We start from the raw sequence: 13,704 nt of genomic DNA on the forward strand, positions 1-13,704 counted from the left end.
TCGACGGTGCTCCGGTCGATTCCGTACTCACTGAAAAGACGCTCGGCGGCTCCCACTGCAAGGTCAGAGACAAGTTCATCCTTGACCACATGGCGTGAGCGGATGCCGGTCTTGCGGTAGATCTTCGGCGCCGACCATTTGGGGTCGTTGTAGTGTGATGCTATTTTGTCATTATCCAAAGAAGAGGAAGGCAGGTAATATGAGAGCTTCATTAACCATTCGCCTCTGCATTCATGAGCTTTTCCAGTTCCAGCATGTTCCGGCTTCTTTCCTTTACTGCAACGGCAGGATTTCCGAAATAGACGGTCCATTTTTTCGTGCTGCGCATGACAAGACTCATTGCGCCAACAGCGGTTCCCTCCCTGAGAGTCACTCCGGGGAAAATCATGCTTCCTGCCCCTACGAGGGCATGTTTTTCAAGAACAATTTCTCCTCCGGATATTTTTCTGTATTGTGAAGGTATCTGAGGCCCAACTAAGAATTCCCCGGAGAAATCGTCCGTCGCCGAGAGAAGTGTAGCTCTCAGTGAAACTTGAGCATAATCCTTCAAAGTTATGCCGTAGCTCCCCATCAGGCAAACAAAAGAAGCTATATGGATATTGGAACCAATAGTTATTTTCCCGTTCAGCTTGGCAAAATCATCTATTCTGACATTATTTCCGATCGAGATAAGGTGGGGCTGATAAATCAAAGCATGTTTACTTATTTGGACATCTTCGCCAAAACTAGCAAAACCAAAAGAACGAAGTTCATCGAGGCTCCAGAAGGCATCATTTCCTTTTTTTCCCCTCATTGAATTTTTTCATCCTTCAGAAAGTATCTGCTTGCTTTTTTCCCAATAAGATCCCAAAAAAGCATGGGAGAAATACCATCACCAGGTCTTTTAGCAGTAATATTGTTTTCGCTAAAAGGAACGCCCTGGGATATTTCCTGCTTTGCCACAAGACTTTTCCTTGCAATTGATTGGTTCTTTAACTCAGAAAATGTTGGTATTTTTTTGCCGTCTCCCAGAGCATCTTCAACTTTACGTATGCTGTAAACCATTATCGATAGTTCGTCCGGTTCAAGTGAGGCCTTGTGATCCGGGCCAGGGAGTCCCTTGTCAAGGGTGAAGTGTTTTTCTATTATACTTGCCCCTAACGCAGCAGCCGCAATAGGTACAGCAATGCCCTCCGTATGATCTGAATATCCTACGGGAAGCCCAAAAGCCTGTCTTAAGGTTTCAAGAACCCTTAGATTTACTTCACTGAAAGGGGCGGGATACTCAGTTGTGCAGTGAAGAAGCGAAACCCTTTGCTTCAATACATTCTGTCCCTCTTTTGAAAAGAACGCCTTACAGAAAGCGTCCCGAGAAGGAGGTGTTTCATTATTAAGAAAACCAAACGCCAAAACACCGAGAGCTTCCTCTATTTCTCCCAGAGTGCTCATCCCGGTTGACATGATAATGGAACAACCCGTCCTTGCAGCACGAAGCAGAAGAGGAGCGTTTGTGATCTCTCCGGAAGGTATTTTCAATGTTCGAAGCCCAAGGCTGTGAGCCAAAAAGTCAACGCTATCTTCGTCGAAGGGAGTGGACAGAAAATTGATTTTTCGCTCATTACATCGTTTTTTCAATGCATAATGGGCCTCCGCACCAAGTTCGAGAGGTCGCACCATTTCGAGCTGCGATTGGTTCTTGCCGGTGGCGAGCGTTTGATATTCTGCCTTCGGCGCATATTCAGAGATTACCTTTTCTGCGCGGAATGTCTGAAACTTTACTGCGTCAGCTCCAGCTTCAGAAGCGCAATCTATAAGTTTCAGAGCCATATCCAGAGATCCGTTGTGATTGACACCAGCTTCGGCAATTATATAGACGCTCATATTCTCACTCCGTCCAATGGATATCAAAAAAGCATTTCACTTTTTCAAATTTGGTGTTCTTAAGTTGGGAGCATATTGATTTCGCAGGATTAATAGAGTTATATATTCTTTTTAAGTGTTGTCTACCACAAGCAAGAGCCTGATGTACCGCAAGCTCAAGTCTTTCGGCCTTACACGGACAGTCGATTACATTATCGCCCTGAAGCCGCCCTTCCTGCCTTCCTCCGACATTAACCACCGGGACACCTAGGAACGGAGCTTCCGTAATCCCGCTGGATGAGTTGCCGATTACGGCGTCTGCAATCGAGAGCATCCCCCAGTACCGCTTCCTCCCGAGGGACTGGACAAAGACCCGTTTTTGGGGAGCGAGGGCGCAGAATTCGATGATCCGCTCGTTGATGATCCTCCCGTCGGTGTCGGCGTTGGCTCCGGTGAAGACCATAGTCGCCGACGGGAAACGGTCCAACGCCGCGAGGAGGCGTTCCACCTGCTCTGACGAAGGTAAATCCGAACGGGTCTCCGGATGATAAGTCACGATGAACAGAGGTGATGAAAGGGGAATGCCGAGGTGCTGCTCCAGTTCTTTCCTGCCCGGCAGTTCCGTCTCCCTGATCCCGTCGAGGCACGCAGGGCCGACTACGAAGACTGAATCAGGGACCTCACCCATCTGGATCACCCGCCGCCGGTAGTCTTCATGAGCCACAAAGTGGATAGAACTCATCTTGGTGATGGCGTGACGAAAAGCATCGTCGTAAGCTCCGAGTGTTACTTCTCCACCATACAGATGTGCGACCGGTACTCCTGCAAGCACTCCTGCAGCAGCGGCGCCGAGCATCTCGTACCGGTCGCCCAAAATGACCAGAATATCCGGCTTCAATTCAGAAAGAGCATCGGCGAAACCAATGATGCCGACGCCAAGGGACTTGGTCACTGCAACGGGTGAATCTCCGGAGAGGAGCATCTCCACCCTTTTGTGGATAGGAAAGCCGTCTTCTTCGATCTCCTTCCACGTCAGGCCGAACTCGGGCGACAGGTGTGCACCGGTGACGATGACCTGCAACTCCAGGTCCGGGTCGGTCTGAATTTCCTTCATCAACGGGCTGAGCAGACCGTATTCAGCCCTCGTGGCCGTTATGACGGCGATTTTTCGGGCCATTGCCTCACCTTCTCATGGAAAGGACGGCATCACGGATACTCTCCGCCGCCCGGAGGGTGGATTCTTCGTCGTTGACCGTGGAAGCGGGAAGGTTGATGCCCTCCTCGAAGATACGCTCGGCCTGAGGATAGGAAAATCTGCAGAAATCTTTAAGGTAAGGGTATGTGTGCAACGGAGAAAAAAGCCTTCGGGTGGGAACACCTTTTTTCCGAAGTTTTTCCTGGAGTTCCGGGATGGCGCCGCCGGAAAGGGTGAATGACGGAAGCCACCAGGCACTCTGCGCTCCCGGAAGCTCTTTCTGGAAGCTCACCTCCGGAAGTCCGGCAAGAACTTCCCGGTAGATCCGGGCAAAGGATCTCTTTTTTTCCAGAAAAAGGTCGATGCGCTCCATCTGGGCAAGGCCGAGGGCCGCCTCCAGGTTCGTCATGCGGTAGTTGTACCCCATTTCAGGGTGGAAATATCCTTTTGACGCATCCCGTGCCTGGTTGACGAGAAAGCGGATGTGGTTCATCCGCTCCCTGTCCCGGGCCACGACCATGCCTCCCCCGCCGGTGGTGATGAGCTTGTTTCCGTTGAAGCTGAAGCAGCCGAAATTCCCCAGGGTTCCGGAGGGTTTCCCTTTCCACGTTCCTCCCAGGCTCTCGGTGGCGTCTTCGATAAGGAAGAGCCCCCACTCTTCCGCAATCCTTCCAAGGCTGTCCATGTTGCAGAGGTTGCCGTAGAGATGGACCGGCAGAATCGCCCGGGTTCTGGATGTAACGGCGGCCTCCGTCAGTCCGGGATCAAGGGTCCAGGTTTCGGGGTCCACGTCAACAAGCACAGGGGTCGCCCCGGTGTACAGAACCGGGTTGACCGAAGCGGCAAAGGAAAGGGCGGGAACGATGACCTCGTCCCCCGGTCCCACCCCCGCCTCGGCGAGGGCGATGTGAAGGGCGGCGGTACCGCTTTGGACGGACACACAGTCCTCCGTCCCGAGGTACCGGGCGAACCGCTCCTCGAACTCCGGCACGAAAGGGCCTGCGGTGGAAACATAGGTGGAATCCACGCACTCCACGAGCTTCGCTTTTTCCGCCCCGCCGAGGTTCGGCGCATCAAGAAGCAGGAACATGTCCTTCACCTTCTATACGTTATAGATGCCGCTTTTGTAGAGCGCCCTGCGGTCCTTCATCCATCCGACAGTGCGTTCCAGCCCTTCCTCGAGGGAAACGGCGGCCTTCCACCCCGTAAGGGCGTTCATCCTCGACGGATTCGAAAGCAGCCGCTCCACCTCGCTCTTCTCAGGGCGGATCCGCTGGTCATCAGAAATTATGCTGAAAGATTTCCCCATGATTTTCCCGATGAGGAGGGCGAGGTCTCCCACGGAAATTTCCGTCCCCGTGCCGAGGTTCAGTACCTCCCCCACAGCGCCGGAAGCTTCCGACGCGGCCAGGAATCCCCGGACCGTATCGTCCACGAAGGTCAGATCCCTGGTGGGTGTGATGTTTCCCAGGGATATTTCCTCCCTGCTGTCAAGGAGCTGGCTGACAATGGTGGGGATGATAGCCCGCGCCGACTGCCTTGGGCCGTAGGTGTTGAAAGGACGGACCACCGTCACGGGGAGGCCGAAAGAGCGATAATAGGAGAGGGCGAGGTAATCCGCCGAAGCCTTGGTGGCCGAATAGGGGGACTGAGGGTTTATGGGGTGCCCTTCGTCGATGGGGACATATTGGGCCGTTCCGTAGACCTCGCTGGTGGAGGTGTGGATGACCCGCTCCACTCCGCACTCCCGGGCGGCCTGAAGAACGTTGTAGGTCCCCTCCACGTTGGTCTTCACGTAGGCCAGGGGAGAAACGTAGGAATAGGGAATGCCTATGAGGGCCGCAAGGTGAAAGACCCGATCGCAACCATGAACGGCCTGCCGAACAAGGTCAAAATCCCGGATATCTCCCGAAACGATGTCCATTTCTTTGGCGTATCCGGACTCCTCAAGCCATCCCCAGGAATTTTTCGAGTTATACCGAAGAAAGGCCCGAACTTCGTGGCCCTGCTCCGCCAGTTTTTCGGCCAGGTGCGAACCGATGAATCCCCCGGCCCCCGTGATACATATTTTCATATGGTTTCCCCCGTTTTTGGACCCTTCAGGAAAATTATGTTCCCTATCCAGTATCGTCCGTTTACGGAAAAAAATAAAGAGGCTGCCGTTTTCGCGGCCGCCTCTGGCAGTACATCGCAAATATCACGCGTTCACATCGAGAAGAGCACCGAAAAGCTCCCTGATGTTCTCCATGAACCGGACTACCTCGTCGGGCGGAATCTTCCGGACCACTTCATCTTTGGAGGTGTCGATGACCGACACCTGGTAGATATCCGCCTCTTTCCTGTACTCGTACTTCAGGCTCCGGTCGAAAGCCACCGCCAACTTGTTCGCCTGGTCGACGGCGTCCTGCACCTGCTCCTCGGATACCGGTTTTACCGGAGGCTCCGCAGTTTTTTTCGGAACAGGTACTTCGGAAACTTTTCCAACGGCCGGGGCCTTCTCCGGTGAACCCTGCGAAACGGTTGAACGAAGGATTTCCATGGCATCAGCACCTCCCTGTCTCTAGGAAAAAGAGGGGAGAAAACTCCCCTCTTTCTGTAGCGCGCTAGAGAATTACCGGAGGAGCTGCAGCACGTTCTGGGGAAGCTGGTTCGCCTGGGCAAGCATGGAGTTGCCGGCCTGCATCAGGATGTTCAGCTTCGTGAAGTTCATCATTTCCTTCGCCATGTCGAGGTCGCGGATGCGGCTCTCGGCTGCCTGGAGGTTCGTGCCGGCGACGGTCAGGTTGTTGATGGTGTGCTCCAGCCTGTTCTGGTAGGCGCCGAGCTTGGCCCTCTGGCCGGAGACCCGGTCGATGGCGCTGTCGATGACGGTGATGGAGCGGGCTGCGGACTCGCGGTCGGTGACGAGCACGTTGTTGATGCCAAGGGCCTTGGCACTCATGTCGCCGATGTCGACACCCATGTCTTCCTTCTCGTTGGCGCCGATCTGGAAGACGGTGGTGTTGTCCGCAAGGTGGACAACCGTCTCGTAAATGCCCTCGTCACGGGCAAGTCTGAAGCCGAGGGCGCTCTCGGACCACTCCACCTTCGTGTTGGCCATGGCGTCGAACTCCACGTCCACGTTCTCGTGAATCACGCCGAAGAGCATGTTGCCGGTGACCTTCACGTTGGAGGCGATGGTGGCACCGTTGTGGGCGTCGTTGATGCTCACCCGGTACTGGCTCTCGCTGGAATCCTGGATCACGTTGAGGCTGAGGGCCTTGATGATGTCCTCGTCGCCCGCGAAGTTCAGCTCGCCCGCCTTGCCGGCGATGGCGGAACGGATGACGAAGGTGCCGTCCACGGATTCGGGGGTGTTGTAGGTCGAATCTTCAACGAAGTCCACGAACCGGTCGGTATTGCTGTCGAGGTACTGCGCCTGGCCGAGGCCGAAGGCGACAGCGTTGTTGAGCTTGAACTCGATGTCCCGAAGAGTGTCGGTGGAGTTCAGGGTCACCACGGCCTGTTTGCCGTCACCCTGGGTTATGGTGATGTTCTGGGGATCCTCGATCATGAACCTGCCGTTGGCGTCCCAGAACTTGTCGAGGTCGCGGAGCTGCACGTCGCCCTTGGCCACCTGGCCCACATAGGCGGCTTCGAAACCGGCGAGGACTGCCTTGGCGTAAGAGAAATTATCGTTCAACTGCAGGACGATATCGGACTCATAGAGGGTGCCGTTGGCGGTATTCAGGTAAAAGTTCCGGAAGTGGACATCCTTGCCCGCCACTGCAGAATCCTGAAGGATAAAAACTCTGTTTTTAAGATCCTGTCCGGCAGTATTACCCCAGGTGCCGAACCATTCAGGATTAGTCTTTCCGGCGATGGTCACAATCGCATCTGTGGCAACACCAGAAGCGACATACCCAAGAACGATTTTATCTCCGATTGAGTAGGAGGATGCACCTCCTCCAGCACTCATAGATACCTTTGTGCCGTTCAAACCGAGTGAGGCTAGGGTAACAGCAGTGGCTCCCACCAATAGATTATCATTTACCTTTGTATCTACTGTACCATCCTGTTTGAGAATATTGCTGGTTGCGCGAAAAGAAACCTGATTGGTGCCGGTATTAACCGACACAACTTCAAGGAAAATGGAAGCTCCGCCAACATTCCCAGCAGCAGCAGCAGTAGTATTTACCTGAAGCACAGCTGTCGTTCCAAATTTCTGCAGGAGTGATATTGACCTTGCGTTTGTTCCTGAAGCCTGGGTTATATTATACGTTCCCGCCGGCAGACTATCCACCCGGATGCTCTGAACGCCGGCGGCCTCGTTCTTCGTGACGTTCATGATCACGTTGTCATGCTTGATCTTGAAGATGTCGCTCTTCTGGATCTGGGCCTCGCCGGGATCGGCGATGATGCTGATCTTGAAGTTGCCCTCGGCGGCCGACTTCTGGCCGAACTGGTCGACCTGGCGCAGGGCACCCCTGACGAGGGCCTTGGTCTCCAGCTTGTCGGAGGACCACAGCACGGACGCGCTGCCGTCGAGCAGCTTCTTCTTGTTGAACTGGGTGGTGGTGGCGATCCTGGTGACTTCTTCCTTGAGCTGGTCAACTTCGAGCTGGATGTAGCTCCGGTCCTGGCTGGTGAGGGTGTCGTTGGCCGCCTGGACGGAAAGCTCGCGCATGCGCTGGAGGATGGAGTGGGTCTCGTTCAGGGCGCCTTCAGCGGTCTGGATCATGGAGATGCCGTCCTGGCTGTTCCGGACAGCCATGTCGAGGCCCCGGACCTGGGCGCGCATTTTCTCGCTTATGGCAAGGCCTGCGGCGTCGTCGGCTGCGCTGTTGATCCGGAGACCGGAGGACAGTTTCTCAATGGACTTCTGAAGGGAAGAGTTTGTCCCAGAAAGGGAATTGTACGCGAAAAGCGCAGGGATATTGTGGTAAATTCTCATATTCGTAACCTCCTTGTTTTGTTCCGGGCTTCCATGCCCAGATGCTGGAACCGAACTGCTTTCGTTTTTTTAGCTTCGCTATTCTTCTTCTGCGGGAAAGACTTCACCTCCTGATATGTGTTTATTGATCACCCGTTTGGATATCGGACGGATCCATGGAAAACTTTATACCTTTTCTGGTCATATAGGAGAGAAATTCTACAGGGAAATTGATTTTTCTTTCGAGCAGAAGGGGAAGCTTCGAAATGATTCTGTCAAGAATTTCGACAGAGCAATCCGCAATCTTTTTGTCAGCAGCCTCAGTGCAATTTGCGGCGGTCTTCATAAGCCACTGCAGATACAAAACTCCTGATGCCGGGAAAAGATCCAGATTGTCCCATACAAGTTTATCAACTACCGTGAGAGCTTTGTACAGGTCTCCTTCAAGAAGGGCGTTTTCAGCCGCATTCCGCTGCAGCAAGATAGAGAGCTCGTCTTTTTGGTTATGTCGCATTTTTTGAAACTCGAGAACCAGGTTTTTCCGCCTTCCCATGACTGCTTTCTGCAGCGCGGGAATCTCCGGGTCATCGGGCAGGTATTCTTTCGCGTTGGCAAAAAGAGCGGCAGCTTCTTCCGTCTGGGGGAAGACGCACAGGTCATCGGCAGCGGCCATTTTACCCCAGTCCTTGAAAAAAGCTCCGATGGTTTCTGTCGGCAGTTCCGTCCCTTCCAGGCTATCATAGGCCTTTTTCATGAACCTGCCGGCCTCGTCGGCCCTTCCCTGGAGGAACAGGACGAGAGCCGCCTTCCAAAGCCCATCGGGCGACCAGTTTTCCCTGAGGGGGTCTTTGCAGGAAAGAAGATCCAAAAGTTCCACAGAAAGAGCGTTCCCTTCAGCAGCACCGGCGTAGAGTCCTAAAAACTCCTCTTCGCCATTGCCATCAATAGCCCCAGGGTCGGTAAAATTCCCGTCAGTCATCGCCTTCGCCAGATCCCGGGCATAGGCCAGCCATTGACGAAGAAAGCGTACAGCAAAGGAATGAGAGTCCGCTATTTCCTCGTGCAGACGTTTCCATCGCTCCACCTGCTCCACCGTCTCAAGGAAACGGTTCTCCGCCAGGACGGTGCCCGAAAGGTGGGTGTAGCTCTGGCCTATGAAGGATATGACAGGGTTCATGGCGTGGATTTGGTCGAGAATACCCGCCGTGCTGAAGGCGAAAGCCTGCCTTTTTTCCGGCAGAAGGGCAGGGGCCGTGCACCGTTGAATCTCCTTGTGCATCTCCTGCAGTTTTCTTTCGAGCTGGTCCAGCTGCGAAAATGCACCACTGAAACGGTCGGAAAGATCGCTCCGAATCTCTTTTTCTGTCTCGGGGCCTCCCCAGCGGGAAACGGCGAATTCCGGATCAATGATTCTTTTCTCTATAAAATCGGCAAAGGGGGTTACAATCGTTCCTTCAATGAGAGCGCCGCCCTCGGTGCAGTCATACACGGGCGTCCCAGGAAAATTGACGATCATCCGCTCGAAGATCTGGATGAAGGTCAGCCAGATGGTACTCGTCTCTACCATCCCCCCAAGGGCACCAGGGACCGTGATACCGTTTCTGCGATGCTCCTGTTCAACCGCAAGGGCGGTATCAGGTACCGTTTCGGACGCGTGGGAAACACCCCCCTCGCCAAAGGCGAGATCCTGCCCTATAAGCGCAACAGAAGGGGCTTCGCATGCGAGAGCAAGGGAGAGAGCCATGTGGGCAACCGATAATCCTGAGTAGAGTACCTGCTCCCCCAGAACGGCGCCGGTGAACCAGCTGTCCACGGGGACATCCATCTTCCCCACCACGATGTTCGGTCCCGGCCATCGTCCGGCGGTGAGGGGATAACTTACCGACTGGGAGAGGAGGAGAATCTGTTCGCACGTTTCGCGGTGCTTCTCCAGCACACGGGGAACCCAGGCCGCATAGGTATCATAAGGACGTTCAATGCTGGTCACAACGTGAGGGATAATTCCTTTTTCCAGGAGGTGGAAAAGGACGGTATCACACGCGACGATGACGCACTTGTCCTGGATGTCCTTCAGCAGGTGGACGTTTTTTTCCAGGGACGGGCCGGCTGCCACGCAAACAAAGGGTTTGCCGCCGTAGTTCTCTCTCAGGTCGGCAATTCTGGGCGACCGGAGAATCCGGGGCGTGTTCAGCGCCGCGTGGCGAAAACCGAGAAGAGTGTCCTCGGGGGAGTTTCCCAGCATGGTGAGCCGGTAGATGATCTCTTTCCTCAGGGTGTTCTTGAGTTCCGTCATCGATTCCCATTCATTTTGCCCGTCATGGGCTATGGCTTCCGCCTTGCTCACGGGGAAGATGCCGATGGGAACCACGTTCCAGGCAAAGGCTTCGTCGATAAAAATCCTGTCTTTGTCGATGATGAAGCTGATCCGAGCCCCCTGGGGCAACGCCTGGAAGACCGACGTCTGGGAGAGGGTCAGGAGCAGCAGATCCAAGGACGGTTCGATGACCACCACGGAGAGGGCTTCCCGGGGCAGGGAGCGAAGGACGTGGAAGAGATAGGGCGCGCATCCGACGCCGAAGACCAGGTACACCGCCGAAGGAGCGGTCTTGCTCCGTTTTTCAAGGAGGCTTTTCTTCTCGAAAAAGGGCTTTTCCGTGAGCCCTTCTACCCACCGGCCGGAGGGTGTCTCCCGAAAGACCGGTTCCTTGAGTGCGGGCAGTTCATCCATATACTGCCTCAGGCGGGCAGCCAGCTTCGGCTGGGATTTCTCCAGGGTTCGGAGATTCTGTTCCAGGAGTGCGGGGATGTCGTTCATTTCGGGTCTCCTCCGTTTGAATCGTCCTCCCTGCGGAGGAGGGTTTTGAGCACGTCCATGGCTTGGGGGGCCGCCTTGACGGACTCGATGTTCGTTTTGGCGACCTCGGCAAGGAGTTCCATGCGGAAAACGGGCACGTTCCGGGGGGCGTTGATGCCGATGCGTACCGTGTCTCCCCGGACCTCGACGACGGATATCTCGATGTCGTCCCCTATGCGTATGGCTTCGCCGGGCTTGCGGCTGAGCACGAGCATGATGCTACGCTCCCGGGGCGGCGGCGTCGGTGGTTTCGGAGGCCGCTTTTCGGCGCATGGATTCCCTCATGGTGTCGCTGAGGACGGGCGTGCGGACGTCGTACTCTTCGTTCTGGACGATGACCTGGCAGGCGATGCGCTTTTTGTGGTTGATCACCACGGGCGCCCGAAGGTTGGCCGTCATGTCCCACGGCGCCTCCGGAGGGATGGAGAGGACGATCAGGAGGGCCAGGTCGGCCACGTCCGTTGTTTCAAGTAAGGCGATCTCCCCTTCGGGAAGGCGGGCGTTGTAGTTGGACTTCACCGTCTGCGGAACGACCACGGGCAGGGCCACGTCGCCGTCGGAGAGGCTCTGCAGCCACTTGATGGGGCTGTCGTCCTCCCCGGCCAGGGCCCACTTTTTATGGGTTTCGAACCCCGGTATTCCCTTGGGGAAAGAGATCATGTCTTCGTCATTGACGGTGAACTGGCCGAAGCGGGTGGTTTCTATTTTTTCGGGCACGAAAGGCACCTCCGGAATACGATATCTGTTGATTCTAGATTTTCTGGTGCAGGGAAGTTCAAAAACAAAAGCGAGATCCTCACGTCGCTTCGCTCCTCAGGATGACAAAGGCAGGGGCGGAGGCAGAATCAAAAGCAGAACCGAGATCCTCCCCCTTCGGGGATGCTATGCGTTCGGGTGCTCCCACAGGGCCTAAACTGAGATCCTCCCCCTTCGGGGATGCTGCGCGGTCAGGTGCTCCCACAGGGCCTAAACCGAGATCCTTCGGGCAAAAAACGCCCTCAGGATGACAAGCAAAAACGAGACCCCTTCCCCTTCGGGGATGCTGCGCGATCACATTCGTTCGGAAAAAACGGCTACCAAAGGCAACGTTTGCCCAGAATCCGGCGATACAGGTAAGACCGTAAATCCCGGCGGCCATCCACGATAGCGACTACGTATACTCTGTTGTCGATGACCGTATAAAAAACCCGGTAGGGTTTGAAGAAGACCTCCCGGTAGTCGCTGAGCCCCAGATCAAGCAGCTCCACTGGCGTGGCGCCTCGAAAAGGGAAAACGGCGAGACGCTCGAAGACACTTTCTATCTGAGCAAGTACGTATTCAGCTTTAGCAGGATCATCGTGCGAGGCTATGAACTGACAGATTTCGCCCAGGTCTTGCGATGCATCCTCCGTCAGCAGTACTTCATAAATCATCGAGGGTCTTTCAAGCTTTCTCGGAGTTCGAAGACTACCTCTGCCGCCTGGCGGACCCTCCCTTCTTCGATTTGCTTTCTCCCCAGAGAGAGGATCTTGAGAAGCGTGAGGGTTTCCTGGGTTCGCTCGAATTCCTTTATGTCCTGAATCACGGCTTTGGCTTCTCCGTCACGGGTTATGATCAAAGGTCCGCCCCGCTCGCTCAGGGTGCGGACTATCTCGTCGGCGTTTTCTTTCAGGTAACCTACTGGTTTCACGTTGGCCGCCAATTTCATGAAGTATTCCTCCCTTACCTTGCTCCGGGAATCTTCCGATTAATGATTAAATTGTATCACATTTGAAGAAGGCGGATGCTTCTTGGGTAACATCGAAATCCTTCCCCTGCGGGATGGTCTCTGATCGCGTACTCAGAAAGAGAAGCCAACCCGAGATCCTCACGTCGCTTCGCTCCTCAGGATGACAAAGGCAGGGGCGGAGGCAGAATCAAAAGCAGAACCGAGATCCTCCCCCTTCGGGGATGCTGCGCGATCGGGTGCTCCCACAGGGCTTAAACTGAGATCCTTCGGCCATGAACCCGGCCTCAGGATGACAAACTAACACCGAGATCCTCCCCCTTCGGGGATGCTGGGCGATCGGGTGCTCCCACAGGGCCTAAACTGAGATCCTTCGGCCATGAACCCGGCCTCAGGATGACAAACTAACACCGAGATCCTCCCCCTTCGGGGATGCTGCGCGATCGGGTGCTCCCACAGGGCTTAAACTGAGATCCTCCCCCTTCGGGGATGCTGCGCGATCGGCCATGAACCCGGCCTCAGGATGACAAACCCGGAAACACGCTTCTCTCAACTCCTCAAGTTGCCAAAAAGCTTCGCCGACAATTTCCAGGCTTCTGACAACTGCCCGCTTCAAAACCGGTTGAGTGGAAAACTCATCCCAACTGAGATGATTGGTGTTCTCGATCACGAACCGTATTTCTTCCATCATGTGGAGCAGATATTCATGCTGCGACATGAAACAGCTCCACTTCTTTCAGCACAGTGGGCAGTATATAGGGACTCATAGCTTCCGGGGTGATTATTTCCACTTTCCTGCCGAACAGGGATTCCAGGAGAAAGGCAAGGTCCATGAAATTATCGAATGTTCGCTTTTCTTCCGCGAATTCCACAAGAAGGTCCACATCGCTTTCGTCATTCTGTTCACCTCTGACGAATGACCCGAAAAGGCCTATGGAGACGACACCCAGAGTTATGAGGTCGTTTTGTATCGTCTCCAGGGTGGCGAATATGGTCTTTTTGTCTTCCACCGGCCGTTGAGCGGTCATTCTCTTCAGCTCCTTTACTGCGGTTGACAGTGGTATTGAAACCGGATCCTCCCGTCGCTTCGCTCCTCAGGATGACAACAAAATCCCCGTTGGGGACGACTAGCCTGCGACTATTCTACCTCAAAAAGTCCACCAGGGTAGGCTGGACGATCTTGGCAATGACGGCCAGGC

Annotated in this window: 14 protein-coding genes and 1 pseudogene; all 15 read right to left on the reverse strand. The window is 54.8% G+C overall.

All coding sequences use genetic code 11. From position 1 onward, the window contains the following. Positions 1-212, reverse strand: a pseudogene (locus JMJ95_RS07190) (3-oxoacyl-ACP synthase); the annotation flags it as partial. Continuing rightward, the gene (locus tag JMJ95_RS07195) at positions 212-793 is read right to left on the reverse strand and encodes an acyltransferase (RefSeq protein WP_290684050.1); all 582 of its coding nucleotides are present in this window, start codon (positions 791-793) and stop codon (positions 212-214) included. The pseudogene JMJ95_RS07190 and the gene JMJ95_RS07195, both read right to left, overlap by 1 nt. Continuing rightward, positions 790-1,860 carry an N-acetylneuraminate synthase gene (gene neuB / locus JMJ95_RS07200; RefSeq protein WP_290684052.1) on the reverse strand — a complete coding sequence of 357 codons (1,071 nt, stop codon included), beginning with the start codon at positions 1,858-1,860 and terminating at the stop codon, positions 790-792. The genes JMJ95_RS07195 and neuB overlap by 4 nt, the downstream gene beginning before the upstream one ends. A gap of 4 nt (positions 1,861-1,864) precedes the next feature. After that, entirely contained in the window at positions 1,865-3,016 is a 1,152-nt protein-coding gene (gene neuC / locus JMJ95_RS07205) for a UDP-N-acetylglucosamine 2-epimerase (RefSeq protein WP_290684054.1), read from the reverse strand. Between the two features lie 4 nt (positions 3,017-3,020). After that, the gene (locus JMJ95_RS07210) at positions 3,021-4,124 is read right to left on the reverse strand and encodes an aminotransferase class I/II-fold pyridoxal phosphate-dependent enzyme (RefSeq protein ID WP_290684056.1); all 1,104 of its coding nucleotides are present in this window, start codon (positions 4,122-4,124) and stop codon (positions 3,021-3,023) included. Positions 4,125-4,136: 12 nt separating this feature from the next. After that, positions 4,137-5,108 carry a GDP-mannose 4,6-dehydratase gene (locus JMJ95_RS07215; RefSeq protein ID WP_290684058.1) on the reverse strand — a complete coding sequence of 324 codons (972 nt, stop codon included), beginning with the start codon at positions 5,106-5,108 and terminating at the stop codon, positions 4,137-4,139. 123 nt (positions 5,109-5,231) lie between these two features. Then, positions 5,232-5,573, reverse strand: a complete 342-nt coding sequence (locus JMJ95_RS07220) for a flagellar protein FlaG (protein WP_290684060.1) — start codon at positions 5,571-5,573, stop codon at positions 5,232-5,234. A gap of 72 nt (positions 5,574-5,645) precedes the next feature. Further along, positions 5,646-7,967: a flagellin gene (locus JMJ95_RS07225; protein WP_290684062.1), complete on the reverse strand. Its 2,322-nt coding sequence runs from the start codon at positions 7,965-7,967 to the stop codon at positions 5,646-5,648. Positions 7,968-8,088: 121 nt separating this feature from the next. Then, positions 8,089-10,761: a 6-hydroxymethylpterin diphosphokinase MptE-like protein gene (locus JMJ95_RS07230; RefSeq protein WP_290684064.1), complete on the reverse strand. Its 2,673-nt coding sequence runs from the start codon at positions 10,759-10,761 to the stop codon at positions 8,089-8,091. Continuing rightward, entirely contained in the window at positions 10,758-11,015 is a 258-nt protein-coding gene (gene csrA / locus JMJ95_RS07235) for a carbon storage regulator CsrA (protein WP_290684066.1), read from the reverse strand. Before csrA ends, JMJ95_RS07230 begins: the two co-directional genes overlap by 4 nt. A 4-nt stretch (positions 11,016-11,019) precedes the next feature. Next, positions 11,020-11,517 carry a flagellar assembly protein FliW gene (fliW, locus tag JMJ95_RS07240; RefSeq protein ID WP_290684068.1) on the reverse strand — a complete coding sequence of 166 codons (498 nt, stop codon included), beginning with the start codon at positions 11,515-11,517 and terminating at the stop codon, positions 11,020-11,022. A 356-nt stretch (positions 11,518-11,873) separates the two neighbouring features. After that, positions 11,874-12,212, reverse strand: coding sequence for a type II toxin-antitoxin system RelE/ParE family toxin (locus JMJ95_RS07245; protein ID WP_290684070.1), 339 nt, complete (start codon positions 12,210-12,212; stop codon positions 11,874-11,876). Next, complete coding sequence (locus JMJ95_RS07250) at positions 12,209-12,487, reverse strand: type II toxin-antitoxin system Phd/YefM family antitoxin (protein WP_290684072.1); 279 nt, start codon at positions 12,485-12,487, stop codon at positions 12,209-12,211. Before JMJ95_RS07250 ends, JMJ95_RS07245 begins: the two co-directional genes overlap by 4 nt. Positions 12,488-12,896: 409 nt before the next feature. Further along, a complete protein-coding gene (locus JMJ95_RS07255; protein WP_290684074.1) occupies positions 12,897-13,223 on the reverse strand; it encodes a hypothetical protein in 327 nt (108 codons plus the stop codon). After that, on the reverse strand, positions 13,210-13,533 hold the full coding sequence (locus JMJ95_RS07260; protein WP_290684076.1) for a nucleotidyltransferase family protein: 324 nt from the start codon (positions 13,531-13,533) through the stop codon (positions 13,210-13,212). The genes JMJ95_RS07255 and JMJ95_RS07260 overlap by 14 nt, the downstream gene beginning before the upstream one ends. Positions 13,534-13,704 lie beyond the last annotated feature (171 nt).

It is taken from the genome of Aminivibrio sp., assembly GCF_016756745.1.
GTDB lineage: Bacteria > Synergistota > Synergistia > Synergistales > Aminobacteriaceae > Aminivibrio.

Bases quoted from the DNA above. Each gene is read 5' to 3' on its own strand.
- JMJ95_RS07195 (WP_290684050.1), bottom strand. From the start codon at position 793: ATGAGGGGAAAAAAAGGAAATGATGCCTTCTGGAGCCTCGATGAACTT.
- neuB (WP_290684052.1), bottom strand. From the start codon at position 1,860: ATGAGCGTCTATATAATTGCCGAAGCTGGTGTCAATCACAACGGATCT.
- neuC (WP_290684054.1), bottom strand. From the start codon at position 3,016: ATGGCCCGAAAAATCGCCGTCATAACGGCCACGAGGGCTGAATACGGT.
- JMJ95_RS07210 (WP_290684056.1), bottom strand. From the start codon at position 4,124: ATGTTCCTGCTTCTTGATGCGCCGAACCTCGGCGGGGCGGAAAAAGCG.
- JMJ95_RS07215 (WP_290684058.1), bottom strand. From the start codon at position 5,108: ATGAAAATATGTATCACGGGGGCCGGGGGATTCATCGGTTCGCACCTG.
- JMJ95_RS07220 (WP_290684060.1), bottom strand. From the start codon at position 5,573: ATGGAAATCCTTCGTTCAACCGTTTCGCAGGGTTCACCGGAGAAGGCC.
- JMJ95_RS07225 (WP_290684062.1), bottom strand. From the start codon at position 7,967: ATGAGAATTTACCACAATATCCCTGCGCTTTTCGCGTACAATTCCCTT.
- JMJ95_RS07230 (WP_290684064.1), bottom strand. From the start codon at position 10,761: ATGAACGACATCCCCGCACTCCTGGAACAGAATCTCCGAACCCTGGAG.
- csrA (WP_290684066.1), bottom strand. From the start codon at position 11,015: ATGCTCGTGCTCAGCCGCAAGCCCGGCGAAGCCATACGCATAGGGGAC.
- JMJ95_RS07245 (WP_290684070.1), bottom strand. From the start codon at position 12,212: ATGATTTATGAAGTACTGCTGACGGAGGATGCATCGCAAGACCTGGGC.
- JMJ95_RS07250 (WP_290684072.1), bottom strand. From the start codon at position 12,487: ATGAAATTGGCGGCCAACGTGAAACCAGTAGGTTACCTGAAAGAAAAC.
- JMJ95_RS07255 (WP_290684074.1), bottom strand. From the start codon at position 13,223: ATGTCGCAGCATGAATATCTGCTCCACATGATGGAAGAAATACGGTTC.
- JMJ95_RS07260 (WP_290684076.1), bottom strand. From the start codon at position 13,533: ATGACCGCTCAACGGCCGGTGGAAGACAAAAAGACCATATTCGCCACC.